At 70.1% G+C, this 25,658-nt stretch carries 22 protein-coding genes and 1 tRNA gene; 12 read left to right on the forward strand and 11 right to left on the reverse strand.

What is annotated here, in order from left to right:
• The first annotated feature begins 100 nt into the window (after window positions 1–100).
• The 8 genes from E0493_RS16325 to E0493_RS16360 all read left to right on the forward strand — a co-directional run bounded on the left by E0493_RS16325 (window position 101) and on the right by E0493_RS16360 (window position 9,841).
• Entirely contained in the window at window positions 101–913 is an 813-nt protein-coding gene (locus E0493_RS16325) for a glycosyltransferase (RefSeq protein WP_160938314.1), read from the forward strand.
• Between the two features lie 56 nt (window positions 914–969).
• Window positions 970–1,932, forward strand: a complete 963-nt coding sequence (locus tag E0493_RS16330) for a WcbI family polysaccharide biosynthesis putative acetyltransferase (RefSeq protein ID WP_160938315.1) — start codon at window positions 970–972, stop codon at window positions 1,930–1,932.
• Between the two features lie 569 nt (window positions 1,933–2,501).
• Window positions 2,502–4,274 carry an ATP-binding protein gene (locus E0493_RS16335; RefSeq protein WP_202397167.1) on the forward strand — a complete coding sequence of 591 codons (1,773 nt, stop codon included), beginning with the start codon at window positions 2,502–2,504 and terminating at the stop codon, window positions 4,272–4,274.
• A gap of 268 nt (window positions 4,275–4,542) precedes the next feature.
• Entirely contained in the window at window positions 4,543–5,385 is an 843-nt protein-coding gene (gene kdsA / locus E0493_RS16340; protein ID WP_160938316.1) for a 3-deoxy-8-phosphooctulonate synthase, read from the forward strand.
• Entirely contained in the window at window positions 5,382–6,119 is a 738-nt protein-coding gene (locus E0493_RS16345; protein WP_160938317.1) for a 3-deoxy-manno-octulosonate cytidylyltransferase, read from the forward strand. Before kdsA ends, E0493_RS16345 begins: the two co-directional genes overlap by 4 nt.
• 29 nt (window positions 6,120–6,148) lie before the next feature.
• Entirely contained in the window at window positions 6,149–7,138 is a 990-nt protein-coding gene (locus E0493_RS16350) for a KpsF/GutQ family sugar-phosphate isomerase (protein ID WP_160938318.1), read from the forward strand.
• Window positions 7,139–7,325: 187 nt separating this feature from the next.
• Complete coding sequence (locus tag E0493_RS16355; protein WP_160938319.1) at window positions 7,326–8,645, forward strand: DUF1800 domain-containing protein; 1,320 nt, start codon at window positions 7,326–7,328, stop codon at window positions 8,643–8,645.
• Window positions 8,642–9,841 carry a DUF1501 domain-containing protein gene (locus tag E0493_RS16360; protein ID WP_160938320.1) on the forward strand — a complete coding sequence of 400 codons (1,200 nt, stop codon included), beginning with the start codon at window positions 8,642–8,644 and terminating at the stop codon, window positions 9,839–9,841. Before E0493_RS16355 ends, E0493_RS16360 begins: the two co-directional genes overlap by 4 nt.
• Before the next feature lie 95 nt (window positions 9,842–9,936).
• Here E0493_RS16360 and hpf read toward each other — a convergent pair whose 3' ends face one another.
• The 7 genes from hpf to E0493_RS16395 all read right to left on the reverse strand — a co-directional run bounded on the left by hpf (window position 9,937) and on the right by E0493_RS16395 (window position 15,566).
• A complete protein-coding gene (gene hpf, locus E0493_RS16365; RefSeq protein ID WP_160938321.1) occupies window positions 9,937–10,605 on the reverse strand; it encodes a ribosome hibernation-promoting factor, HPF/YfiA family in 669 nt (222 codons plus the stop codon).
• 81 nt (window positions 10,606–10,686) lie between these two features.
• Window positions 10,687–12,162 (reverse strand): RNA polymerase factor sigma-54, encoded by a 1,476-nt coding sequence (gene rpoN / locus E0493_RS16370; protein WP_160938322.1) that lies wholly within the window; start codon window positions 12,160–12,162, stop codon window positions 10,687–10,689.
• A gap of 46 nt (window positions 12,163–12,208) precedes the next feature.
• Window positions 12,209–12,961 (reverse strand): LPS export ABC transporter ATP-binding protein, encoded by a 753-nt coding sequence (gene lptB / locus E0493_RS16375; protein WP_160938323.1) that lies wholly within the window; start codon window positions 12,959–12,961, stop codon window positions 12,209–12,211.
• Window positions 12,958–13,857, reverse strand: a complete 900-nt coding sequence (locus E0493_RS16380) for an LptA/OstA family protein (protein ID WP_160938324.1) — start codon at window positions 13,855–13,857, stop codon at window positions 12,958–12,960. Before E0493_RS16380 ends, lptB begins: the two co-directional genes overlap by 4 nt.
• The gene (gene lptC / locus E0493_RS16385) at window positions 13,854–14,558 is read right to left on the reverse strand and encodes an LPS export ABC transporter periplasmic protein LptC (protein WP_160938325.1); all 705 of its coding nucleotides are present in this window, start codon (window positions 14,556–14,558) and stop codon (window positions 13,854–13,856) included. The genes E0493_RS16380 and lptC overlap by 4 nt, the downstream gene beginning before the upstream one ends.
• Window positions 14,559–14,760: 202 nt before the next feature.
• Window positions 14,761–15,414, reverse strand: coding sequence for a ribonuclease D (locus E0493_RS16390; protein WP_160938326.1), 654 nt, complete (start codon window positions 15,412–15,414; stop codon window positions 14,761–14,763).
• A gap of 68 nt (window positions 15,415–15,482) precedes the next feature.
• Window positions 15,483–15,566: transfer RNA gene (locus tag E0493_RS16395), tRNA-Leu, on the reverse strand.
• A gap of 498 nt (window positions 15,567–16,064) precedes the next feature.
• Between E0493_RS16395 and E0493_RS16400 the strand changes: the two genes are divergently transcribed.
• Both E0493_RS16400 and pncA read left to right on the forward strand, forming a co-directional pair.
• Window positions 16,065–17,087 (forward strand): amino acid ABC transporter substrate-binding protein, encoded by a 1,023-nt coding sequence (locus E0493_RS16400; RefSeq protein WP_160938327.1) that lies wholly within the window; start codon window positions 16,065–16,067, stop codon window positions 17,085–17,087.
• A 102-nt stretch (window positions 17,088–17,189) separates the two neighbouring features.
• The gene (pncA, locus tag E0493_RS16405) at window positions 17,190–17,834 is read left to right on the forward strand and encodes a bifunctional nicotinamidase/pyrazinamidase (RefSeq protein WP_235913834.1); all 645 of its coding nucleotides are present in this window, start codon (window positions 17,190–17,192) and stop codon (window positions 17,832–17,834) included.
• Window positions 17,835–17,866: 32 nt separating this feature from the next.
• On the opposite strand, the gene E0493_RS16410 is transcribed toward pncA, so the two are convergent.
• The 3 genes from E0493_RS16410 to E0493_RS16420 form a co-directional block, all read right to left on the reverse strand.
• Window positions 17,867–18,979 (reverse strand): alkene reductase, encoded by a 1,113-nt coding sequence (locus E0493_RS16410; protein WP_160938328.1) that lies wholly within the window; start codon window positions 18,977–18,979, stop codon window positions 17,867–17,869.
• 99 nt (window positions 18,980–19,078) lie between these two features.
• Entirely contained in the window at window positions 19,079–19,930 is an 852-nt protein-coding gene (locus tag E0493_RS16415) for an SDR family NAD(P)-dependent oxidoreductase (RefSeq protein ID WP_160938329.1), read from the reverse strand.
• 82 nt (window positions 19,931–20,012) lie between these two features.
• Window positions 20,013–22,577: a cation:proton antiporter gene (locus tag E0493_RS16420; RefSeq protein WP_160938330.1), complete on the reverse strand. Its 2,565-nt coding sequence runs from the start codon at window positions 22,575–22,577 to the stop codon at window positions 20,013–20,015.
• A 150-nt stretch (window positions 22,578–22,727) separates the two neighbouring features.
• Here E0493_RS16420 and guaD point away from each other — a divergent pair, with 150 nt between their 5' ends.
• Both guaD and E0493_RS16430 read left to right on the forward strand, forming a co-directional pair.
• Window positions 22,728–24,050, forward strand: a complete 1,323-nt coding sequence (gene guaD, locus E0493_RS16425) for a guanine deaminase (protein ID WP_160938331.1) — start codon at window positions 22,728–22,730, stop codon at window positions 24,048–24,050.
• Between the two features lie 160 nt (window positions 24,051–24,210).
• Window positions 24,211–24,468 carry a GlsB/YeaQ/YmgE family stress response membrane protein gene (locus tag E0493_RS16430; protein WP_160938332.1) on the forward strand — a complete coding sequence of 86 codons (258 nt, stop codon included), beginning with the start codon at window positions 24,211–24,213 and terminating at the stop codon, window positions 24,466–24,468.
• A 137-nt stretch (window positions 24,469–24,605) separates the two neighbouring features.
• Here E0493_RS16430 and E0493_RS16435 read toward each other — a convergent pair whose 3' ends face one another.
• Window positions 24,606–25,604, reverse strand: a complete 999-nt coding sequence (locus tag E0493_RS16435; protein WP_160938333.1) for an NADP-dependent oxidoreductase — start codon at window positions 25,602–25,604, stop codon at window positions 24,606–24,608.
• Between the last annotated feature and the right edge of the window lie 54 nt (window positions 25,605–25,658).

Consider the following 25,658-nt stretch of genomic DNA (forward strand, 5'->3'; position numbering starts at 1 on the left):
TGCGGGTTCAACTACACCTCGATCGGCCGGTAGTCTTTTACTTCCTTCGCGCGCGCTTTGAGGCAACTGGCGGCTTGTGGAAGAGAGAGTGGAGAATTTGATGCGCAACGTGGTGACGTTCGTGGCGAACGACAAGGTGCTCCACTACCTCCGGCCGTTTCTGGAAAGCTTCAGGGCGCATATGCCGTCGCAGGAAGCCGTCATGATCTCCTATGACGGCAACGATGCCCAGGCGAGGGCGCTGGCGCAGACCTACAACGTCCGCGTGATCGACAGTTCGGTCAGCCATCCGGAGATCTCCGGGCTTTCCGAGGCGATCTATGGGAAGTTCCATGGGCACTTCAGGAAGCTGGAGGCATTCTACGTCGAGTCCGACTGCACGATGATGATCGACGTGGATGTGGTCGTGGCTTGCGACTTCAAGCCGGTCTTTGACATCTTCCGCAGCAACCAGCTGGATTTCCTGTATGGCGAGCGCACCTCGCAATACGTCTATAGCCAGGCGGGGCTTGCTCATTTCCCGGAATCCGAGCTCTTCTCCACCGGCTTTCTTTTCTTCGATGCGAAGAAGCATCCGGTGGCGTCGATCATGCAGCACACGATCGGGAACATCGCCGAATACAAGACTTTCCGGAACCAGTACGTGCACGACCAGCCCTTGCTGAACTACTACGTCGACAAGAAGGGGCTGAAGTGCCGCAACCTGGACTCGTTGAGCGACAGGTACACCGGCGAGAATTTCTATGCCGGCAGCCGGATGAAGGTGACCTGGGAGAAGGGGGAGCCGCAGATCTCCGCCGGCGGCAAGCAGGCGCTCATGCTGCACTTCGCTGGCCTCAAGACCATCGAGGGTGACTTCCGCTTCAAGGAAGTGATCACCCATTACCAGAAGAAGGCGGACGCCCGCTCCTGAGGAAGCCTTGCCCGTCCGCCAGGGCGGCTCCCCGCGAAGCGAATGGGACTGAACCCATGGAAACGATCAAGCTGGTCCTGATCGGGAACTGCCAGACAGGGCCGTTGAACACCGCTCTTTCGAACTATCCCGAGTTCGAGATGCTGGACACCCTGGACGTGAACACGTTCGGATCCCAGTCGTACAACCAGAAAGTGGAGAACCTGAAGAAGGTTCTGGCTGATCCTCCCGAGGGGCTGGTTGTTCTGACGCAGAAGCTGTCGGACAAGTTCCCTGACATCGCCACCGAGCACCTGCGGCGTGCTTATCCGCGAACGCTTGTTTACACGAACATTTCCTTCGCCGGGTTCCATCCCGACATCTTCTGGGTGGGAGGCTTCCAGAACAAGCTTTCCGGTCCCATGGGCGTGTACCACAGCAGGATTGTCGCTTCCTCTTTCCTCGCCGGCCTTGGCGAGGCCGAATGCCGTGAGATGTTCAACGGAGAAGTCTACGAGAAGCTGGGCTTCTATGATGTCTACGCCTCCTCCCGCAAGGAGCTGCTCGTCCGCGACGAGGTCTGCGACATCAAGTTCGCCGAGCGTTTCTTCGAACTCTCGAAGCAGCGCATCCCGCTCTACTGCAACAACCACCCGACCTCGCATGTGGTGCAGGAACTCACCTCCGGCATCGCGGAGGCGCTTTCGGTCTCGCCCCGCCGCCTCAGCGCCGATCTCGCCCCTTGCAGCCTGTCGGTCGGCGCCTGGTGGCCGATCTACGACGAGGTCAGCGAGCGTCACGGGTTGGCATACCGGGACAGCGGCACCTTCAAGCAGCCACGGATCTCCGGCGGCAAGCTTCTCACGCTGGATGAGGTGATCACGGAATTCTACAGCTTCTATCGGTCCCTCGGGCAGGATGAGATCGGCAAGATCAACCCGGCGACCGATATGAGCGTGTTTGAAAAGGTGCGGAGCGGCGGCGCTCTCGCGGGCCGGGGAACGCCTGTTCAGGAGGATTTCCACTTCGCAGCGCAGTAGCCCGGGCGTGCTTCCGGGCCGAGGGGACAGCGTGCCGCCGGTGGCTCGCAGCGCACCCGGCCCGGCCGAAGGCCGCGTTCCGCCGGGATCCGGTTTCAGGCCCGCCCGTTCTGGTGGCGACCCTCAACATGAGCGGGAGCCAATCCGCAGAGCCACCCGACCTTCCGCCCGAAGACATTTCTCGGTTCTGCTGGCCTGAATTCGTCCCCTGCGAAGCGAGCGCCGTCAGCGCATCGGAGGCCGAGATGCTGGCGAAGCTCGGGATCAGGCTCAGGGTGTACACGGGCGAAGCTGGCATCGGCTCCATCGACACGGCTCGCACCAGGCCCGACATCAGCCTGAACTGCTGCGGGAAGCCGGAGAACGTCACAGGCCTCGGCAGGGGTGGCGGCACGAACGCAGACCTGCGCTTCGAATACGACGGCAGAATGCTGCTCCGCCGCGGGCATGGCATCCGATGGATGAAGGCCCGCTTCCGCGGCCGGCCCGCCGATCTTCGACGAAAACATCCCCTGGCCGCCCCGGCCATGTGCTCTTCTGGCTTGCACGCGTCGGGGGAGGCACAGATCGTGAAAACAACCGCTACGCGTCTGCGGGTGCAGGACGAGGATTTCCTTGTCGCGGCGATGATCGAGCGCTGCCCGAAGACGATGATGATCCGGGAGCTGCTCAAGAACGCGCTGGAAGCTGCCGCGACCGCGCCGGAAGGAGCCCGCCGCGTCGCCTTCTCCGCCCTGGCTGTGGAAGGCGTGCCCAAGCTGGCCCTCTGGAACTCCGGGCAGGGGCTGACCGGCCCGGAGCTTTACCGGATGTGCGACATCGCCGCCTCCATCCGCAAGGAGAACGCGCTCGACCGCAACTTCGGCATGGGCGCCAAGGTGGCGTCGCTGCCCTCGAACCAGGCTGGCATGCGCTACCGGTCGGCGCATGAGGGCAGCGTGCAGGAGGTGGTGATCGGCAAGTTCGGCGGCGTCTATGGCCGGCTGCTGCGTCCCGGCCCTGACGGGGCCCCCTCCGAGGTCCTCAGGGTGACGGAGGCGGCCCGCGCGGAAGGCCGCGACCCCGCCGCGGACTGGACGGAGGTGGTGCTGTTCGGCAACCGGCCTGACCAGAACACCGTCGCCGACCCTTATGGCGGCAATCCGCGCAGTTCCAGGCAGTGGCTGGTGGAAGCCGTCCGCAGCCGCTTCTTCCGCTTTCCCGAGGATGTCGAGATCGTCTTCCGCCAAGGCGTGGCGAACCTGAAGCAGGACCGCCGCCTGTTCAGCCTCGCCGCCCGGCTGGCGAGGTTGCAGCACTACGAGGCGGTGCGGCTGCCGGACGGCGCCACCATCCATTATGCCTACAACCCCACCCTGCTGGCAGCCCCCGCGGGCGGCGGCGCCGATCCCTGGGAAGCCGGCGAGAGCATGGGCGCGCTGGTCTATCAGGACGAGATCTACAGCATCCTGCGCGGCCCGGCCTGGCTGAGGGAGGCGCCGAGCTTCGGCATTCCCTTTCTGGCGCGGGCGATCACCGTGCTGGTCGAATTGCCGGGCGACTACCCCGTGCTGCCGGAAGCCTATCGCGAGTTCCTCCGTTACCGCAGCGAGCGGCAGGAGCAGGTGCGGGTGCACGACTACGCCGCCCTGGTGGCGCGCCTGCAGCCGCTTTGGCTGACCCGCCTGCTCGCCGAGGCCGTGCCGCGCGCCGACTATGTTGATGACATCATGGCCGAGATGCGGGAACTGCTGGAGCGGCTGGGTGTCGCGATGCGCCGCCCGAATCAGGCGCCGGACTTCCGGCCCAGGCCGCTGGCCCGCCCCGCGACGCCGGGCGAGAACCCACCGGGCGGGAAGCCACCAGGCGAGTACCCACCGGGCGGGAACCCACCGGGCGAGTTGCCGCCCTTCAACCTCGAAACGCCCCCGGCCATCATCCTGTTGCGCGACCCGCCGGACATCGCCGAACGCGGCCTGGCGCACCGTGCCGCAGCCTATTATCCCGAGACGCACCAGCTGCATGTGAACCTGCAATACGCGGCGGTTGCCGAAGTCGCGCGGTCCCTTCTGGCCACGGCGCCGCAGGAGCTGGACATCGAGGGGGTGCAGGCGGCGGCCCGGCTCACGGCCGAGCGGGCGATGGTCAGCCGGGTGGCGCGTGCGCTGACCCATTCCCTTTCCAAGCGCGGCCGGCCGCGCGAGTGGGGCGAAGGCCATCTGCGCCATGCCTTTTCACCCGAGGCGCTGACCCTCGCGGCGGACGATACCCGTACCGGCTGGCACGAGATCGAGGCGGACTTCGCCGCCGCCCTCAAGGCCCTGGCTCCGGCGCCGCCGCGCGCGGACGGAGCGCCGCTCTAGCCGGTCTGGCACGGGGCGGATCGTTGGCCGGGCGGGAGCGCGGCAGCCTCGCCCTTGCGCGTGCGAGGCGGCGCAGGTGGTTTTGCGGGGGTTCCCGGCGCCTCCTGCCTTTGCGCGCGCGGTGCTCGGCCATACATGCGCGTCGGAGCGGGCGAGGAGGCTGTTCCTGCAGGCCGCCTCCCTCGCTCCGGCCGGTCTCCATCCCCATGTTGCGCCGCCCGGCCCTGCATGCCACAAGGCGCGCGATTTCGAAGGAAGCGAAGGATCGATGGCATTGCCCTTGTCGGAAGTGACTGTTGGCGCTGTCCGCTTCGGAAATGCTCTGCCGTTTTCGGTGATCGCCGGACCTTGCCAGCTCGAAAGCCGCCAGCACGCCTTGGAGATGGCCGCGGCGCTGAAGGAAATCGCCGCCCGGCTGGGCGTCGGCCTCGTCTACAAGACCAGCTTCGACAAGGCCAACCGCACCAGCGGCAAGGCTGCCCGCGGGCTCGGCCTGGAGGCATCGCTTCCCATTTTCGCCGAGATCCGCGAGAGCCTCGGCCTTCCCGTGCTGACGGACGTGCACCTGCCCGAGCAATGCGGGCCGGTGGCCCAGGCCGCTGACATCCTGCAGATCCCCGCCTTCCTCTGCCGCCAGACCGACCTGTTGCTCGCGGCCGCCGCCACCGGGCGGGCGGTCAACGTCAAGAAGGGCCAGTTCCTGGCGCCCTGGGACATGGCGAATGTGGTGGACAAGCTCACCGGCGCCGGCAATCCGCAGGTGCTGCTGACCGAGCGCGGCACCAGCTTCGGCTACAACACGCTGGTGTCCGACTTCCGCGGCCTGCCGATCATGGCCCGCACCGGTGCACCCGTCATCTTCGACGCGACGCATTCCGTGCAGCAGCCGGGCGGGCTGGGCGGCAGCTCTGGCGGCCAGCGCGAGTTCGTGCCCGTGCTGGCCCGCGCGGCGGTGGCGGTGGGCGTGGCCGGCCTGTTTATCGAAACTCACCAGGACCCCGACACGGCACCCTCCGACGGCCCGAACATGGTGCCGCTCGGCCGGTTCGAGGCGCTGCTGCGCGACCTCGTGGCGCTGGACCGGCTGGCCAAGGCGCAGCTTGCGGCATGAACCCGGTTGTTCTGATCCCCGCCCGGCTGGCCGCCACGCGCCTGCCGGACAAGCCGCTCGCCGACATCCATGGCGAGCCGATGATCGTGCATGTCTGGCGCCGCGCCATCGAGGCCGATGCCGCCCCGGTCTGGATCGCGACCGACAGCCCGGCCATCGCCGAGGCGGTGCGGGCCGCCGGCGGCCAGGCGGTGCTGACCGGGGCGGCCCATCCCTCCGGCTCCGACCGCATCTTCGAGGCGCTTGGGCGCATTGATCCGGAAGGCCGGTTCGACACCGTGCTCAACGTGCAGGGCGACCTGCCGACCGTCACGCCCGCCACCCTGCGCGCCGCGTTGCTGCCGCTGGCCGATGCCGAGGTGGCGCTCGGCACGGCGGTGGCCGAGATCGTGCGGGAGGAGGAGCGCGCCGCCTCCTCCGTGGTGAAGATGGTTGGCTCGCCGCTCGGCGGGGGGCGCTTTCGCGCGCTCTACTTCACCCGTGCCGCCGCTCCCTGGGGCGAGGGGCCGCTCTACCACCATATCGGCCTTTATGCCTGGCGTCGTGCGGCGCTGGCCCGCTTCGTCGCCCTGCCGCCTTCGCCGCTGGAGCGGCGCGAGAAGCTGGAGCAGTTGCGTGCCTTGGAGGCGGGCATGCGGATCGACGCCTTGCAGGTCGCCGAGGTGCCGCTCGGGGTGGATACGCCGGAGGACCTGGAGCGGGCGCGGGCGCTGCTGCGCGGGCGCGGCGCCTGAGAACCATGAGCGGCGAGGACAGTAGCAGCATGCAGGCAGCCCTGATGCCCGAGGATGTGGCGCTGGCCACGGCGCGCCAGACCCTGGAACTGGAGACCCAGGGCCTGGCCGCCTTGCGCCAGGCGCTGGACGGCGCGCTGGGCGAGGCTCTCGGCCGCGCCATCGCTGCGCTGCGCGCCGCCACCGGCCGTGTCATCGTCACCGGCATGGGCAAGTCGGGCCATGTCGGCCGCAAGATCGCGGCGACCTTGGCCTCCACCGGCACGCCGGCCTATTTCGTCCATCCGGCCGAGGCCAGCCATGGCGACCTCGGCATGATCCAGGAGCAGGACGTGGTGATCGCGCTCTCCTGGTCGGGCGAGGCGCCGGAGCTGTCCGACATCGTCGCCTATACCCGCCGCTTCAAGGTGCCGTTGATCGCCGTCACCGCGCGGCCCGGCAGCGCGCTCGGCAAGGCGGCCGACGTTCCGCTGATCCTGCCCACCATGCCCGAGGCCTGCCCGAACGGCCTGGCGCCCACCACCTCGACCACCATGCAGATGGCCATGGGCGATGCGCTGGCGGTGGCGCTGCTCTCGCTGCGCGGCTTCTCGGCGCAGGACTTCCGGCAGTTCCACCCCGGCGGCAAGCTGGGCTCGCAGCTCCGCACCGCGCGCGACCTGATGCATCACGGCGCCGCCGTGCCGAAGGTGCCGGAGGGCGCCACCCTCTCGCAGGCGATCATGGAAATGACCGGCAAGCGGTTCGGCATCACCGCGGTGGTGGATGGCGAGGAGCGGCTCGCCGGCGTGATCACCGATGGCGACCTCCGCCGCGCCTTCGAGGGCGGCGGCTTCGTCGAGCAGCCGGTCGGCCAGATCATGACCCGCAACCCGCGCACCATCGCCCCCGAGGTCCTGGCGCCGCAGATCCTCGCCGAGCTGAACCGCTCCGCCATCACGGCGATTTTCGTGGTGGAGGACAGCCGTCCCGTCGGCGTCCTCAACATCCACGACCTGCTGCGCGCGGGCGTGGCCTGATCAGCCGGGACGTCCCGGCTTTGCGGCAGGGGCGGGAAGCTGATACGGTTGTAGCGTGGAGGCTTTCCTCCCGCTTTGCGTGCTTTGATCGCGGCGCCGGGCATCGCCAGCGCGCCCCCGCAGGCCGGGCCGGGAGGCCGCCGGCGCCGTTGCAACGAGTTTCCGCGGAAGAGGCCGTCGAGCCGCCATGGACACACGCCTTTTGCAGGCAGCCATTCGCTTCGGGCTGGGGCCGCGGCCTGACCAGCCCCTGCCGTCCGACCCGCTGGCCTGGCTTGATGCCCAGCTCGCGGGCGACGACATCGCGCCGCCGCCGCCCGAGGGGTTCGAAAAGGCACCCGACGTCGCGGAGGGCTACCGGATCTGGCGTGAGCATTCGGAAGCGAGCCGCGCCATGCGCGCGCCGCGGGACGCCGTCCTGGCCCTCTACCGCGCCGAGGCCGCCAGCGCGCTGGGCTGGCGCATCGACACGCCCGCGCCGTTCCGGGAGCGGCTGGTGGATTTCTGGTCCAACCATTTCACGGTCAGCCGCCGCGCCGGCCATGCGGTCGCCAGCGTGCAGGGTGCCTATGTCCGCGAGGCCATCCGCCCGCATGTGACCGGGCGCTTCGCGGACATGCTGGTGGCGGTGATCAAGCATCCGGCGATGCTCAGCTATCTCGACCAGGCCAGCTCGATCGGACCCAACAGCCCGGCCGGCCGCAAGCGCGGCCGTGGCCTGAACGAGAACCTCGCGCGAGAGCTGCTGGAACTGCACACCCTTTCGCCGGCCGCCGGCTATACCCAGGCGGATGTGGTGCAATGCGCCCGGCTGCTGACCGGCTGGGGTATCGAGCGCAGCAAGGAGCCGGTGGGAGCCGTTTTTCGCCCGGCCAACCATGAGCCCGGCCCGAAAACCGTGCTGGGCCGCCAGTTCGAGGAGGGGCCGGAGGCCGCCGAGGCCCTGCTCCGCTTCCTGGCCGATCATCCCGCCACCCAGCAGCATCTCGCAACCAAGCTGGTGCGGCACTTCGTGGCCGACGATCCGCCACCGGAGGCGGTGTCGCGCATTGCCGCGGTGCTGCGCGACACAGGCGGCGACCTGCGGGCCGTGGCGATGGCCCTGCCGCGCCTGCCCGGCGCCTGGGAGCCGCCTCTCGGCAAGCTGCGCAGCCCGGTTGATCTGGTCACCGCCACCTTCCGGGCCGGAGGGGCCTCGGGAGCCGATGCCGGCACGGCCGCCTACAGTGCCTGTGCGCTGCTGAACCAGCCTTTCTGGGCCGCGCCCCAGCCGAACGGCTGGCCGGACGAGGCGAGCGGATGGCTGGGGCCCGAGGCCGCGATGCAGCGGCTCGACTGGATCTACGATGCGGCGGGCCGCCTTGGCCGGCTGGACCCGGGGCAGGTGCTGGAAGCCAGCCTCGGCCCGCTGGCGCCGCAGGAAACCCATGACGCCGTCCGCCGAGCGGGGTCCATGCGCGAGGCGCTCGCCCTGATCTTCGCCAGCCCGGAGTTCCAGCGCCGATGAGCCACCTTCCGAAGATCGGCCGCCGGGGCCTGCTGCTCGGCCTCACCGCGACGGCCGCAACGGCGCAGGCGCGCCTCGCCTTCGCCGGAGCCGCCTCCGCCGGCGCCGAGGAGAGCCGGCTGGTGGTGATCATCCTGCGTGGCGCCATGGATGGCCTCGCGGCCCTCGCGCCCTATGGGGACCCCGCCTACCGTGAGGTGCGGGGCGGCCTCGCATTGCCCGAGCCGGGGCAGGAGGGGGGGCTGCTGGATTGCGGCGGCTTCTTCGGCCTGAACCCGCAGCTGAGCACGCTGCACCGCTTCTTCCTTGAGGGAACGCTGCTGCCGATCCACGCCGTTGCCGGCCCCTACCGCAATCGCAGCCATTTCGAGGCGCAGGACCTGCTGGAGAGTGGCGCGGCGGAGCGCCTCGGCTCGGGCTGGCTGAACCGGGCGCTCGCCGGCCTGCCGGCGCCGCCGCCCGGCAAGCCGGAAGCCGGCCTCGCGGTGGGATTCGACCTGCCGCTGCTGATGCGTGGCCCGCAGCACGTCGGCATGTGGGCGCCGCCGCGGCCGGTGCGTCCGGCGCCCGACCTCTACGCCCGCATGGCGGACCTGCTGCATGCGGACCCCCTGCTCGGGCCGGCGGTGGCCGACGGGATGCGGGCACGAGGCTATGCCGCCACGGTGCTGGGCGAGGAGCGGGGCGCGCGCAACGGCTTCGTGGCGCTGGCGAGCGCGGCCGGCAAGCTGCTGGCCGCGCCGGCGGGGCCAAGGGTGGCGGCGATGGAGCTTGGCGGCTGGGACACCCATGCTGACCAGTCGCGCCGCCTCGGGCCGGTGCTGGGGCAGCTCGACGCCGGGATCGGCGCCATGCAGGACCAGCTGGGCGCGGCCTGGAGCAAGACCGCCGTGCTGGTGATGACCGAGTTCGGCCGCACCGTGCGGATCAACGGCGCGAACGGGACGGATCACGGCACCGGGGGGGTGGCCTTCCTGCTCGGCGGCGCGGTCGCGGGGGGACGGGTGCTCGCCGATTGGCCCGGCCTGGCGGAAGGCCAGCTTTTCGAGAAGCGCGACCTGCAGCCGACGCGGGACCTGCGCGCCATTGCCAAGGCCCTGTTGCGCGACCATCTGCGATTGCCCGCGGCGGCGGTCGCGGCCGCCTTCCCGGACAGTGGGAACATCACACCCGAGAAGGACGTGTTCCGCGCCTGACGCGCCGGCCCTGCGCGGCCAATAAAAATCCCGGGGCGGCCTGTGCCGGGCCCCGGGAAGGTCGGGGCGGAACCGAAGGCTCCGCCCAAGCTGCTTCAGCCGGCCGGGTCGATCCAGCCCACATGCCCATCCGGTCGCCGGTAGACGACGTTCAACTGGCCGCTGGCCTGGTTGCGGAACATCATCACGGGCGCCTGGCTGAGATCCAGCCGCATCACGGCCTCGCCGACCGTCAGCCGGGCAATCTCCGTCGGCGTCTCGGCCACGATGGCGCCGTGATGCTCCCCATCATGCCCGTCGGCCATCGTCTCCTCCGCCATCATCTCTTCCGCCGCCGGGGTTTCCTCGGTCAGCCCATCCAGCAGGATCGCGCGGTCGATCGGCTCCTCCGGCTCCTCGGCCGGTCGCGCCAGCACCACCTCGCGTGCCGTCTCGGCGCTGCTCGGCAGCCGCGCTTCGGCCAGGTTGCGGGAGTGCTCGTTCATCCGGCGCCGGTAGCGGCGCAGCCGCTTTGCGATATGCGCGGCGGCCTCGTCGAAGGCGCGCTGCGCCTCGGAACCCTCGCCTTCGCCGCGCAGGCTGAGCCCGCGCCCCGCATGGATGTCGATGGTGCAGGCAAAGAAGGCGCGGTTCCGGAAGAACGTGACATACGCTTCCAGGGCGTGGTCGAAGTACTTCTTGGTGACGGTGTTCAGCCCCTCGGCCACATGGGTCCTGAGGGCTTCCCCCGTTTCGACCTGCTTCCCTGAGACGACGATATGCATGGCGGGCTAACCCCTCCTTTGATTTTTGGGAGGGGCCGCCCCGGAGGGACGGCGGGGCGGGCGGGTCTTGCCCGCTCCGGGTCAGGCCGGGACGGCCTTCTCCCGTTTGCGCTGCACGGATGATGGAATGCGCAGCGCTTCCCTGTATTTGGCCACCGTCCGCCGGGCGATGTCCACCCCTTCCTGCCGCAGAGCGGAAACAATCGCATCGTCGCTCAGGATGTTCTCCGGCGCCTCGGCGGCCACCATGCTACGGATCCGGTGGCGGATGGCCTCCGCGCTGAACGTCTCGCCGGAAGTACCTCCGATGGCGGTGGTGAAGAAATACTTCAGCTCGAAATTGCCGCGCGGCGTGGCGATGGACTTGTTGGCGGTGACGCGGCTGACGGTGGATTCATGCATCTCCACCGCCTCGGCCACGTCGCGCAGGATCAGTGGCCGCAGATGGCTCACGCCCTGGCGGAAGAAGCCCTCCTGCCGCCGCACGATCTCGCCCGCCACCCGCAGGATGGTGCTGGCCCGCTGTTCCAGGCTCTTCAGCAGCCAGTTGGCCGCCTGGTACTTCTCCGAGAGGAAGGCGCGCTCCTCGCGGGTGGCACGGCGCTGGGCCTGGGCATGGAAGCCGCGGTTCACCAGCACGCGGGGGAGGGTGTCCGGGTTCAGCTCCAGGATCCACTCGCCTTCCGGGGCTCCCGCCGGGGCGCGGCGCATCAGCACGTCCGGCACCAGCCAGGGAGCGGGTCCGCTGTCCTGTCCGGCGCCCGGCTTGGGGTCGAGGCGCCGCAGCTCGGCGGCCATGTCGGCGAGATCCTCCGCATCCACCCCGCAGAGCCGCATCAGCCCGCGCAGGTCGCGCCGCGCCAGCAGGTCGAGATTGTCCAACAGCGCCGCCATGGCGGGGTCCAGCCGGTCGCGCTCGGCGAGCTGCACGGCCAGGCACTCGCTGAGCGAGCGGCAGAACATGCCCGCCGGCTCGAAGCGCTGCATGCGGAGGCGGATGGCCGTCACCCGGCCCCCGGCGCAGCCGAGCGCGGCGGCAATCGCCGCATCCTCCGCCAGCAGCCGGCCGGAGGGGTCGAGCAGCGCAATGAGCTGCGCCGCGATCAGCCGGTCGGAGGGGTCGGGAAAGGTGAGGCGAACCTGCTCGGCCAGCTCCTCGCGCAGGCTGCGCGGACGCCCGGCCACCGTGTCCTCGATGCCCGGCAGGTCCTCGAAGTCCGGTCGGCCGCCGCGCCCGGCGCTGTCGCCGTCATAGACGTTCGACCAGTCGCCGATGTCGAGCGGCGCGTCGGCCGCGGCCGGCAGGCAGGCGGCGTTCGCGCCCTCGTAGCTGTCGGGCATGGCGGCGGGCGGCGGCTCGGCACCGGCCGGCGGCTCGGGCTCCGCTCCGTCGGGCCGTTCGTCCCGCTCCAGCAGGGGATTGCGCTCCAGCTCCTCCTCGACGAAGGCGCTGACCTCCAGGTTGGAGGATTGCAGGAGCTGGATGGCCTGCCGCAGCTGCGGCGTCATCACCAGGGACTGGGTGAAGCGCAGGTCGAGCCGGGGCCCGATGGCCATGGCCTAGCTCGCTCCCGCCGCGTACGGCCGCCCTGGCGCGCACATGCTACAGGCTGAAGCTCTCGCCGAGATAGACCCGCCGCACGCCCTCATGCGCCACGATGTCGGCCGGCGTGCCCTCCATCAGCACCTGCCCGTCATGCAGGATGTAGGCGCGGTCGATGATCTCCAGCGTCTCGCGGACGTTGTGGTCGGTGATCAGCACGCCGATGCCGCGGTTCTTCAGGTGCCGCACCAGCTCGCGGATCTCGCCCACCGCGATGGGGTCGATGCCCGCCAGCGGCTCGTCGAGCAGGACATAGGCGGGATGGGTGGCGAGCGCCCGGGCGATCTCGCAGCGCCGCCGCTCGCCGCCGGAAAGGGCGAGGGAAGGGGAGCGGCGCAGCCGCGTCAGCCCGAACTCGGCCAGCAGCCCGTCCAGCATCTGCTCGCGCCGCTCGCGGTCGGGCTCGACCACCTCCAGCGCGGCACGGATGTTGTCCTCCAGGCTGAGGCCGCGGAAGATCGAGGCCTCCTGCGGCAGGTAGCCCAGGCCCATGCGGGCGCGGCGGTACATCGGCAGGGTGGTGACGTCCTGCCCGTCCATGAAGACCTGCCCCTGGTCGGGGCGGACCAGGCCGGTCATCATGTAGAAGGTCGTGGTCTTGCCGGCGCCGTTCGGCCCGAACAGCCCGACCGCCTCGCCGCGCTGCACCCGCAACGAGACGTTGCGCACCACGGGGCGCTTCTTGTAGCGCTTGCCGAGCCCCTGGGCGATCAGCCCGCCCTCGCCGGGGATGACCTTCAGCGACGCGCTCACCGCGAACGGCCCTGCTCGGGCTGCAGCGCCTGCTGGCCCTGCTGCGGGATGATCAGGCCCTGCACCCGCTGCCCCGGCGTCGAGACCAGCCGGGCCACGCCGCTGCGCATGTTCACGATGGCCTCCTGGCCGTTCAACTGGTTGTCGCCCCGCGTGATGCGGACGCCGCCGAGCAGCCGGGCCATGCCGGTCACCTCCGAATAGACGCCGCGGTCGCCGCGCACCACCTCGGTGGGCGTGCGGATCTCGACATTGCCGAAGGATTCCACCCGCTCGAGCTGGCTGCCCTCCTTCGCGCCACCGCGCGCCGCCTGCGGCGCCCCGTCGCGGTCCTGGAAATAGCCGACCAGCGTGTCGGCGAAGATCTGCCGCTGGTCCTGCGTCACCACATGGGCGGCGCCCCGCGCCACGGCCATGCGCTTCTGCGGCCAGTATTCCATGCTGTCGCGGGCGGTCAGCACGTCCTGCGGCGTGGTCAGCTTCAGCGCGCGGCCGGTCATCACCAGCACCGCCTGGTCCATGTCATAGATCGCGCGGTCGCCCTCGGCATGCTCGGTGGCGCTGTCGATCTTCACATGGCCCTCGGCCTCGAGCCGCCAGATCTCGCCGCCGGACATCGGGCTCTCGGCCGGGGCGGCCGTGGCGGCGGGCTCGCCGGCGCGCGGGCGGTAGCGGGCGATCAGGCGGTCGGCGGTCAGGGTCACGCCTTCCCGCACGGCGCGGGCATCGCCGCGGGCGATCACCACCTGCTCCTGCTGGCGCCATTCGATGCCGTTGCTGGCCGTCACCTCGATCGGGCCACCCCCGGTGAGGTCGAGCGCCTGGGCCTGCGCCGCCACCGGAAGCGCGAGCGCCGCCAGCAGCGCCAGGGCGGGAAGGACGTGGCGCCGGCTCATCGGCCACCCTCCAGCACGGCCTTGGCCTTGCCGGTGAACACCACCACCTGGCCGCGGTTCTCCAGCCGGAAGCCTTCGCTGACGATGGTTCCGAAGGGGCCCTGCGCGGCCACCGGGCGGTCGCCGGTGGCGCCGCCGGCCACCAGGTCGATCTTCGCCGCCTCGGTGCGCAGCGTGCTGCCGTTGTCGTGCCAGAGCGTCACGTCGCCGTCGAGGTCGAGCAGGCTGCTGTCGCGCGCATACTGCCCCTCATCCGCCTCCAGCAGCACCCAGGCGCCGTTGCTCATCACCATGTCGGCGCGCGGATGGTCGAGGTCCACGAGGTTGCGCTGCTCCTGCTGCACGGCCGAGTTGGCGGTGATGGTGAAGGGGCGGTTCTGCTCGTCCACGCCCTGGTAGCGGGCGCTCGAGATCCGCATCGCGTCGCTGCTGACCTGGGTGACGCGGCGAAAGGCGAGGCGGCCCCGGTCCTCGGCGCGGTCGAATTCCGGCCAGAGCGCGATCAGCGCCAGCAGCGCGAGCGCCCCCACCGGCAGCAGCCACCTGGCCACACGCACCAGCAGGCGGCGACGGGCCAGCGCGCCGGCGCTGACCTTCACCCGCGCGCGCGAGGGCAGCAGCACGCGGCTGAGGCCGGGGGCGGAGGAGCGGTCGGTCCGCGGGGCGGCCGGAATGTCGCGCGGAGGAAGCGGCAAGGTCATGTGTTGGCTTCGTTGGCCCGCACCATTCCCGCGGTTTGTCCGCGCAGCGGGCGCGGGGGGAGCGAAAAGGGGCAGGATTGGAACAGGAACGGCCTCACCCGGCTTGTATGGGGCTGGCACCCGGCGGGGTCAACGCAGCAGCACGTCAGTTCTCTAACAAAATCCGTGCCAAGCTTTTGCCAAAATCTCGCTTCGCGGGAGGCTAATGGGCAAAGATATCGGGATCGTCATAGCCCAGCAGATCCAGCGTGCCGCGCGCGGGAAGGAAGCGGAAGCAGGCCTCGGCCAGCTCGAACCTGCCCTCACGCCGCAGGAGGGCTTCCAGCCTCGCCCAGAGCGCGTGCAGGTGGAGCACGTCGGAGGCGGCATAGGCCAGCTGCTCGGAAGTCAGTTCCGCCGCGCCCCAGTCGGAGGACTGCTGCTGCTTGGAGATGTCCACGCCCAGCAGCTCGCGGCACAGCTCCTTCAGCCCGTGCCGGTCGGTGAAGGTGCGCACCAGCTTGGAGGCCACCTTGGTGCAGCGCACCGGGGCGCATTCCACGCCGAGCGCCGCGCGCAGGATGGCGACGTCGAAGCGGGCGAAGTGAAACAGCTTCACCACGCCCGGATCGGCCAGCAGGGCCTTGAGGTTGGGGCAGTCCGCGCCGCGCCCGCCGAGACGGGGCGGAATGATCTGCACGCAATGGGCGTTGCCATCCCCGGCGGAAAGCTGCACCAGGCAAAGCCGGTCGCGCCGCGGGTCAAGCCCCATGGTTTCGGTGTCGATGGCAACCACCGGGCCGAAGTCGAGCCCGGCGGGCAGGTCATGCTTGTGGAGCTTGATCATGGCGTTTGGCGCGAACAGGGTGCTTCCCATCTTCGCCAACCCCTGCCTTTCTGATCACCGCTTCCGCTGGCCAGCCTCGCCGGCGGGGGAAGGGGAAATGCCCAGGAAAGGACTCGAACCTTCACGACCTTGCGGTCACTGGCACCTGAAGCCAGCGCGTCTACCAATTCCACCACCTGGGCAAGGGGGCGAACCGCCGAACGGCGTGGACGGGCTTTTATGGGCAGCGGCGAACTCCGTCAACAGGGGTTTTGCAGCTTTTTCGGCAATGCTCCCGCTATCTGGCCGTCATCACCGATCGCGATGTCGGCGACGCCCGTACCGCCCCCGTTGATCGCGCAGACGTCCTGGATATCCTGTCGTTCGTAAGTTCCGCGTGAGACTTATCATCATGTCTGGTGATGATTTCACAATCATGCCGCTGGCTCTCGGCGATCCTCCCATGCAGCGGCTCCGGTGGAGAAGGGGCAGGGAGGGGCCAGGGGAAAGCGCTTCCCCTGGCCCCTCCCTTTTTTCCTGCTTCTTTCAGGTCTCTGCGGTGTGGCCGGGCTGCGCCAGCCGGCAGAAGGGAAAGGAAGGAGGGTTGGGGGAACTCCTTCCCCGGCCGTTATCCGCCACGGCAACCCAAGCCCTGGCTGCCGGTTGCGCCCGCAGTGAACCTGTTCCGGGAGTTCCGCCGCATGCGATTCAGCTTCAGCCTGGCCGGGTTGGCCCTGGCCGGCCTGCTCACCGTTCCGGCCCTGGCGCAACAGCCCGCCACCGATGTCCTGGCCGCCGTGAAAGGCCGCGGCACACTGGCCTGCGGCGTCTCCACCGGCGTTGCCGGCCTGTCGCAGGCGGATTCACGCGGCGAGTGGCGCGGCATCGACGTTGACTTCTGCCGCGCCGTTGCCGCCGCCGTGTTTGGCGACGCGGGAAAGGTCCGCTTCGTGCCGACCACGCCGCAGAACCGCTTCACGGCGCTCCAGTCGGGCGAGATCGACCTGCTCTCGCGCGGCACCACCTACAGCTTCACCCGCGACACCGGCATCGGCCTCAGCTTCACCGACGTGCTGGTGCATGACGGCCAGGGCTTCCTGGTGAAGCGCGAGCTGGGCGTCAGATCCGCCAAGGAACTGGATGGGGCGACGGTTTGCCTGCAGCCCGGCACCACCACCGAGCTGAACCTCACGGACTGGGCGCGCACCAACGCGGTGAACTTCCAGCCCGTGCTGATCGAGAACTTCCAGGAGGCCACCAGCGCCTTCCTGGCCGGCCGCTGTGACGTCTACACCACCGACCGGACCGGCCTCGCCGCCATCCGCGCGACGCAGGGTTCCAATGCCGACCGGTTCGTCATCCTGCCCGAGACGATCAGCAGCGAGCCGCTCGGCCCCTTCGTCCGCAAGGACGACGCCCGCTGGGCGGATATCGTGAAATGGGTGCGCAACGCGCTGATCGCCGCCGAGGAATACGGTGTCACCGCCGCCAATGCGGAGAGCCGCCGGCAGGACGCCAACCCCGAGGTGCAGCGCCTGCTCGGCACCACCGGCGGCTTTGGCGAGAAGCTCGGACTCGACAATGGCTGGGCGCGGCACGCCATCAGCACGGTTGGCAACTACGGCGAGGTGTGGGAGCGCAACATGACCCCCGTTGGGGTGGACCGCGGCCGCAACGCGCTGGTGCGCGACGGCGGCCTGATGTGGTCGCCGCCCTTCCGTTGAACCGGTTCACGGCGCTGAAGGAGCGCAGTATGCAGGGCCATGGGGGGAGGGGACCCCCATGGCCCGCTGCTTTCTCCCGCCGAACCGCGAAAGGAGTTCGCCATGCCCGAGGCGATGCCGCTCCGGCCCGAGACCGACCTGCTGCTGGCGGTGGACGTCCAGCCCGACTTCATGCCCGGCGGCGCCCTGCCGGTGCCGGAAGGGGACGCGGTGGTGCCGGTGATCAACCGCCTGCTCGGCCGCTTCGCCCATGCCGTGGCGACGCAGGACTGGCACCCGGCCGCCCATGCCTCCTTCGCCAGCCAGCACCCGGGCCAGCGGCCCTTCGCCAGTGTGACCCTGGCCTATGGCGCGCAGACCCTCTGGCCGGACCATTGCGTGCAGGGCACGCCCGGCGCCGAGCTGCATCCCGCCCTTGATGCGCGGCGCTTCGAGCTGGTGCTGCGCAAGGGTTTCCGGGCGGCGATCGACAGCTATTCCGGCTTCCGCGAGAACGACCGCCAGACGCCGACCGGCCTGCATGCCTATCTGCGCGAGCGCGGCTTCCGGCGGCTCTTCGTCGCGGGGCTCGCGCGCGGCTACTGCACGGACTACACGGCCGAAGACGCCGCCGAGCTGGGCTACGAGGTGGTGCTGGTCGAAGATGCCTGCCGCGGCATCACGCCGGAAGCCACGGCGGCCGGCACCCAGCGCCTGCGCGAGCGCGGGGTGCGTTTTCTGCGCAGCGAAGCCCTGCTGGCCGGGTAAGCGGGGGCGGCCATCGCCCCCGCGAGGCGCTTTCAGCCCGCCAGCCGGACCGGCCCCCGCAGGCCCGGCCAGTCGGAGTAGCCGGTGCTGTCGCCGCCGTACCAATACTGCTTGGGCGCCTCGGCCAGCGGCGCACCCGTGCGCAGCCGCTCCACGAGGTCGGGATTGGCGATGAAGGGGCGGCCGAAGCTGACCAGGTCGGCATTTCCCTCTGCCAGCGTCTTTTCCGCCAGTTCGGCCGTGTAGTTGTTGTTGGCGATGTAGGCGCCGGAGAAGCGCCGGCGCAGCGCGGGATAGTCAATGCCGTTGGCGTCGCGGCTCATCTGCGTGACGCCCTCGATGTCATGCACATACATCAGCCCGAAGCCAGAAAGCGCGTCGAGATAGGCGGCATAGGTCGCCATCGGGTCGTTGTCGAGCGGGGTCTCGCCGGGCTGCGTGGTGCCGGGCGAGATGCGGATGCCGACCCGCTCGCCGCCGCCCCAGACCTCCGTCACCGCGCGCACCACGTCCAGCGGGAAGCGCAGCCGGTTCTCCAGCGCGCCGCCATAGCGGTCGGTGCGCTGGTTGGTGCTGTCGCGGATGAACTGCTCCAGCAGGTAGTTGTTGGCGGAGTGGATCTCGACGCCGTCGAAGCCCGCATCCTTCGCGCATTGCGCGGCGTGGCGGTAGTCCTCAACAATGGGCGGGATCTCGTCCGTCTCCAGCGCTCGCGGCGTGACGTGGTCCTTCAGGCCGCCCTGCGTGAAGGCCTGGCCTCCGGGCTTGATGGCCGAGGGTGCCACCGGCAGCGCGCCGCCGTGCAGGTCGGGGTGGGAGATGCGGCCGGTATGCCAGAGCTGCAGCATCATCCGGCCGCCCTGCGCGTGCACCGCGCGCGTGACGCGCCGCCAGGCCTCGACCTGCGCCGGGGTCCAGATGCCCGGGGTCATCGCGTAGCCGCGCGCCTGGGCGGAGATGTTGGTCGCCTCGGAGACGACCAGCCCGGCGCTCGCGCGCTGTGCATAGTAGTCGGCGGCGTAGTCGGGCACGACGCCGTCCTCGCTGGAGCGGCTGCGCGTGAGCGGCGCCATGACGATGCGGTTGCGCAGCGGGAGGGCGCCCAGCGTGAAGGGCTGGAACAAGAGCTTCGGTGTGTCGGGCATGATCTTTCCGGGAAAGGACAGGAGGGTGCGATGGCCCTCCGCTCGCCCGGGTAAAGGATCCGGAGGCACGGCGGGTTTCAATCCGCCGGCCTGGCGCCCTCAGCCGCGCTTGGTGAACTCGGCGAAGGCTTCGCCGTAATCGGGATGCCAGCGCGAAAGGGGCGGGCGGTTCTCGACGATGTCGCCAGCCGCCCAGAGGATGCGCCGCTCGTCCAGCGCGCGCGGCACGTCGTTGTCCGGGCAGAGGATGTAGAAGTCGCCAGCTTCCAGCCGCTCCAGCATGAAGTCGGCGGTCTGCTCCGGCGTCCAGGCGCCGGCCGGCTTCTCCGTGCGGCCATTGGCGGTCAGGCCGGTGAAGACGAAGCCCGGAATCAGCAGATGCGCGCTCAGCCGGCAGCCCGGCGTGCTGCGCAGCTCGTGCTGCAGAGCTTCGGTGAAGGCCTTCACCCCCGCCTTGGAGACGTTGTAGGCGGGATCGCCCGGCGGGGTGGTAATGCCCTGCTTGGAGCCGGTGTTGATCACCAGACCCGGGCGGCCGCGCGCGATCATGCCGGGCAGGAAGGCCCGGGTGCCATGGATGATGCCCCAGAGGTTGACGCCCAGGATGCGCTCCCAATGGCCGGGCGGACCCAGGATGGTGCTGCCCGGCTGCACGCCGGCATTGTTCATCAGCACGTCGGTGCCGCCGAAGCGCTCGCGCACCGCGGCCTCCAGCTGCGCCAGCTCGTCGGCACGGCTGACATCCACGCGCATCGTCATGACGTCCGCCGCGCCGCCGGGCGCCGCCGTGGCGAGCGCCTCGGCGGCGCGGGCGAGGCTGTTCTCCGCGAGATCGGCGATGCAGATCTTCAGGCCGTGCTGCGCGAAGCGCAGGGCGGCGGCGAGGCCGATGCCGGCGCCGCCGCCGGTGACGACGGCCACGGCGCCGGGGGTGAGGGCAGGGTGGGACAAGGCGGTTTCTCCAGCGGGAAAGCGGGCAGTCCTGCAAGAATGCCGCTCCGCGCCGCCTGTTGCAGCGAGGCGGTGGCCGCCCTCAGGCCTCGGAGGACACCTCCAGCTTCTCCAGTCCCGCCGCCTTCGCGGCCTCCGCCGGCGCGGGCGCGGCCGGCTCCTCCAGCGCGGGCGGCTGGCGCCCTTCGGAGATGCGCTCCATCCGCCGCCCGAGTTCCGGCGCCTCGGCCACTAGGCGTTGGAAGTCGGCCGCGTCCAGCTCCAGGAGATGGCAGAAGCTGGTGGCGCGGACGCGCCCGCGGCGGCGCGAGGGCGTCAGCAGCTCCGCCTCGCCGAAGAAGTCGCCGTGCGTCAGCGGGATCTCGGCGCCCTCATTCTGCAGCAGCACGTCGCCGCGGCTGATGAAGAAGACCGAGCGGGGGCGCTGGCGGCGGCGGTAGATCCATTCGCCCGGCGCGGCGAAGCGGATGGTCACGCTCATCGCCAGATCGTGCAGCAGCGCGTCCTGCAGGCCGGAGAAGATCGGGAACTCCTCGATCCGCTTGTCCAGCCCGGACTGGATGTTGAACTGCAGGGGCCGCGCCACCTGCCGGCGCAGCGCCTCCAGGCCGCGTATCAGCTCCTCGTAGAGCTCCTCGCCGACCAGCGATTCCTGCTTCAGCAGGGCATATTCCTCCAGCTCCAGGCGCAGGCCGATCTGCCGCAGGATCCGCGTCTCCAGCGCCTCGGCATAGCCGGGATACTGCAGGCGCAGCGTCTCCATGGCGTCCGCCAGCAGGTCCTCGCGGCGGCCGACGATCTCGGAGACCACCTCCGTCACGCGCGCCCCGAGCACCGGCTCCATCCGCCGGCGCATGAAGCGCTGCATGGAGAGGGCGATGAGATGCGCCAGCAGCAGCATCTCGAAGCGCTCCGCCATGCAGTGCATCAGCGGCTTGTCGATGCGGAACTTGCGGTGCAGCCACTGCGCCAGGTGGAAGCGCATCCCCGGCTGCAGCCGCCGCCGCGCCGCTTGGATATAGCCGAGCCGGCCCTCGCTGCGGGCGCCGTCGATCATGCTCTCGGCGGTCCAGAGCAGGTTCTCCATCACCCGGCGGGAGAGCCCCTGGTCCTGGAACATCTCCAGCAGCAGGGAGCGCTCCTGCGAGGCAAAGGTGATCAGGCCGAGGGTGACGCGCTCACGGTCGCTGATGGCGGTGTCGAAGGTGTTGGCGGCGGTCTCCACCTTCACCCGGCGCTCGTACATGTCCACCACATGCGCCGCGGCCGGCGGGGAGAAGCCGAACTCGGCGGCGGTGCGGCGCAGCTTGTCGCGCACCTCGCCGAGGCCGATGGCCACGACCTGCGTGCGCAGCGCCTGGTCGGCGGGGGAAAGGCGGTCGAGCTTCAGGGCACGGACCAGGAAGCGCAGCGTGGTGCCGTTCACCAGCAGGGTGGAAAGCACATAGCCGGTGGCGACAATGGCGACGAACTGCTGCACCTGGCGCGGCACGGCAGGGTTCTCGGTGACGGCCAGCGCCAGGGCCAGGGTGATGGCGCCGCGCATGCCGCCCCAGAGCATCGTCACCTTGAAGGGGATCGGCACCCGCTGCGAAAGCCGCGCCAGCCGCAGCAGCGGCATCACGCCGAACAGCACGGCGGCGCGCGCGGCCATGGCCGCCACGATCACCACCCCGATCAGCACCAGGTCGTGCTGGTCCATGCCGAGCAGGAGCCGCGGCACCAGCATCGAGGCCAGCACGAAGACCATGGAACTGGCCCAGAAGGAGAGCTGGTCCCAGATGTCGTGCAGGAACTGCCAGGAGCGCGGGCGGAGGGTGGAGGGCCCGACGGCGCTCACCGTCAGCCCCGCCGCCGCCGCCGCGACCACGCCGGAGAAGCCCAGCACCTCGTCGCAGAGGATGTAGCTGAGATAGGGCAGGGCAAGGGTGAGCGTGACTTCGGCGGTGCGGTTGCCGCCGAGCCAGGGCAGCACCAGCATCACCAGGCGTGCCAGCACGAAACCGACCGCCAGCCCGCCGGCGAAGGCGGTGACGAAGGTCAGCACCACCGACAGCAGCGGGGCGGTGTGCTGCCCGGTGAGCTGGCCGAGGAAGATGGTGAAGATCGAGATGGCCGCCGCGTCGTTCAGCAGGCTCTCGCCCTCGACCAGTCGGGTCAGGCGGCTGTTGGCGCCGATCTCGCGGAAGATGCTGACCACCGCCGAGGGATCCGTCGTGGCCACGATGGCGCCCAGCATCAGGCAGGCGGTGAGCGAGACGCCCGCGAGCGGCGCCAGCGCGAAGCCGATGGCGGCCGTGGTCACCACCACCGCCACCACCGCCATCACCAGCACCGGCGCCCAGTCCCGCGCCAGGCGGCGCACGTCGATCGACAGCGAGCCGTGGAACACCAGCAGGGGCAGGAAGATGAACAGGAAGGCCTCGGCGTTCACCGGGAAGCGCAGCAGGGTGCTGGCGGCCTCGTCGAGCGGAGTGGGGCGCGGCGTGTTGATCAGAAACGTCGCGCCGCCTCCCAGCAGCACGCCGACCACCGCCAGCAGCACGGTGCTGGAGAGCATCAGCCGCCGCGCGAGGGGCTGGATGGCACTGACGACGATCAGCAGCAGGGCAATGACGAGGAGGGTGTTGGGCAGGGTCGTCAGCATCGGTCCACTCGTCTTGCGCCGCGGCGGGAGGTGGCGGCGGCTGGGCAATGAAGGCCGTTCTGGCCCGGCTCTGCGGCGGATATAGGGCGCGGGGCGCCAATACCATGTGACATATCGCTTCGGTGGCGCTGGCGGGGCATGATCGCGGGAATGGAACAGAACAGGCACGCCTCCTCCCGGCACGCGCTGCGCGGCGCGACGATCAGCTTCCGGGCGGACCCCTTCCTCACTGATCCGGCCGACGCCCTGGAGCACTGGCCCGATGCGCTGGTGGTGATCGAGGCGGGGCACATCGCCTCGGTCGGCCCATGGTCGGCCGAGGCGGCGGCCGGCCTCACCGTCACCCACTACCCCGACGCGCTGCTCTGCCCCGGCTTCGTGGACACCCACGTGCACTACCCGCAGACGCCGATGATCGGCGCCTATGGCGAGCACCTGCTGGAATGGCTGGAGCGGTACACCTTTCCCGCCGAGGCGGCCTTCGCCGATCCGGCGCATGCCGCTGCCGTGGCGCGGCTCTTCCTGCGCGAGCTGCTGGCGGCCGGCACCACCACCGCGGCGGTCTACTGCACAAGCCATGCGGCCTCGGTCGAGGCCTTCTTCGCCGAGTCCGCCCGGCTCAACACCCGCATGATCGCCGGCAAGGTGCTGATGGATCGCCACGCCCCCGGAAACCTGCTGGACCCGCCAGGCGGCGGCATCGCCGAGTCCCGCGCGCTGATCGGACGCTGGCACGGCCGGGGGCGGCAGCTCTACGCCGTCACGCCCCGCTTCGCCCCCACCTCCAGCCAAGCCCAGCTCGAGGCCGCCGGTTGCCTCTGGCGCGAGCACCCCGGCACCTATCTGCAGACCCACCTGTCGGAAAGCCCGGCCGAAATCGCCTGGGTGCGCGAACTCTTCCCCACGGCGGAGAGCTACCTTGACGTCTATCGCCGCGCCGGACTGACCGGGCCACGTGCCGTCTTCGGCCACGGCATCCATCTCTCGGAAGGCGAGTTCTGCCAATGCCACCGCACCGGCTCGGCGCTGGCGCATTGCCCGACCTCAAACCTCTTCCTGGGCAGCGGGCTGTTCCGCGCCTTCGACGCCAAGCGGGCGGACCGGCCGGTGCGGCTCGGCCTGGGCAGCGACCTCGGCGCCGGCACCAGCTTCTCCCCTTTGCGGACGATGGGGGAGGCCTACAAGGTGGCGCAGCTCAACGACACCCGCCTTTCCGCCCTGCACGCCTTCTATCTGGCCACCCTCGGAGGCGCCGAGGCCCTCTACCTAGACGACCGGATCGGCCGGATCGCGCCGGGCCATGAGGCCGACCTGGTGGTGCTGGACCTCAAGGCCACGCCACTGCTCGACTTCCGCCTGGGTTTCTGCCGCGACCTCGCCGAGCGCCTCTTTGTGCTGATGACCCTGGGCGACGAGCGTGTCGTCCGCGCCACATATGTGGCCGGCATGCTGGCCGCCGAGCGCGGGGGCTGATTTCCGCCGAAACATTCCGAAACCTGCCCAGGCCAGCCACGTTGCTCCGGAGCCGGCCGGAAGGGCGGCCTTGGCTGCGGCGAAGGATGGTCCTTCCCGCGTCCTTCAACCGGAGCCGGGCCGCCGACGCGGCGCGGCCGTGCTCGGCGGAGATCCTCGCATGTCCATCATCTGGACCATCATCATCGGCTTCGTCGCCGGAATCATCGCAAAGTTCCTGATGCCGGGCCGCGACCCGGGCGGCTTCATCATCACCACCCTGCTGGGCATCGTCGGCGCGGTGGTTGCCACCTATCTCGGGCAGGCCGTCGGCTGGTACCGCGCCGATGAAGGCGCGGGGTTCATCGGCGCGATCGTCGGCGCCGTCATCGTGCTTGCGATCTACCGGATGGTCCGCGGGCGCTCGGCGCATAGCTGAGGATGGACACGAGGGCTGGGTGGATGAATTCCCCCCAGCCCCCCTCCTTCCTTCGGGTTCGCCGCACATGCGGCGCGCGCGGCGCCGGATCGGCAGGAGAAGGGTGGAAGGCTGGGGTGTCCCTTGTCCGCCCTAGCTCACAACGCCACCACCAGCTTGCCGAAGTTGCGGCCTTCCAGCAGGCCGATGAACGCTTCCGGAGCGTTTTCCAGCCCCTGCACCACGTCCTCCTTCCACTTCAGCCTGCCATCGCGGATCCAGGCGGCGCCGCGCTGGCGCCAGACCGGCCATGCGCGCGGGTGATCGGAGACGATGAAGCCCTGTAGCCTCAGCCGCTTGCGGTTGATGCTGGAAAGGTTGGGGCCTGGTGGTGGCGGGCGGACGTTGTAGGTCGCCACCGTGCCGCAGAAGGCCATGCGGCCGAACTCCCGCATGCGCGGGAAAACCGCTTCCTGCACCGCGCCGCCGACATTCTCGAAATAAACGTCGATCCCCTCCGGGCAGGCCGCGTCCAGCGCCGCCTCCAGGTCGCCGCGATGGTCGAGGCAGGCGTCAAATCCCAGCGTCTCGGTGACGTAGCGGCACTTCTCGGCGCCCCCGGCGATACCGATGACACGTGCGCCCATCTGCTTCGCCACCTGCCCGGCGACACCTCCCACCGCGCCCGATGCGGCCGAGACAACAAAGGTCTCGCCCGGCCGCGGCTGGCCGATCTCGGTGACGCCCACCCAGGCGGTGACGCCGGGCATGCCCAGCACGCCAAGCCAGGCGGTGGGCGGAACGCCGCCTTCCTTCGGCAGCTTCAGCAGCGTCCCCCCCGGTGCCACCGAGTAGCGCTGCCAGCCGCGCGCGCCGCCGACCCAGTCCCCGGGCGCGAAGCCGGGATGCTGGCTCTCCACCACCTCGCCCACGCATTCGCCCTCCATGACGCCGCCCAGCGGCACCGGCCTGGCGTAGGAAGCGGCATCGTCCATCCGGCCGCGCATGTAGGGATCGAGCGAGAGGAACCGGTGGCGCACCAGCACCTCGCCCTTCGCCGCTGTCGGGCGGGGTCCTTCGGAAAGCTCGAAATGCTCGGGGCCCGGCCGGTCTTTCGGCCGTTCCCTCAGAAGGACACGCAGGTTGTTTTCTGCCATGTGATGGAACTCCTCCCACAACTGGTCGCTTGGCCAGCCAGTGATGGCGGCAAC

The organism is Teichococcus coralli (assembly GCF_009829925.1).
GTDB classification, from domain to species: domain Bacteria; phylum Pseudomonadota; class Alphaproteobacteria; order Acetobacterales; family Acetobacteraceae; genus Pseudoroseomonas; species Pseudoroseomonas coralli.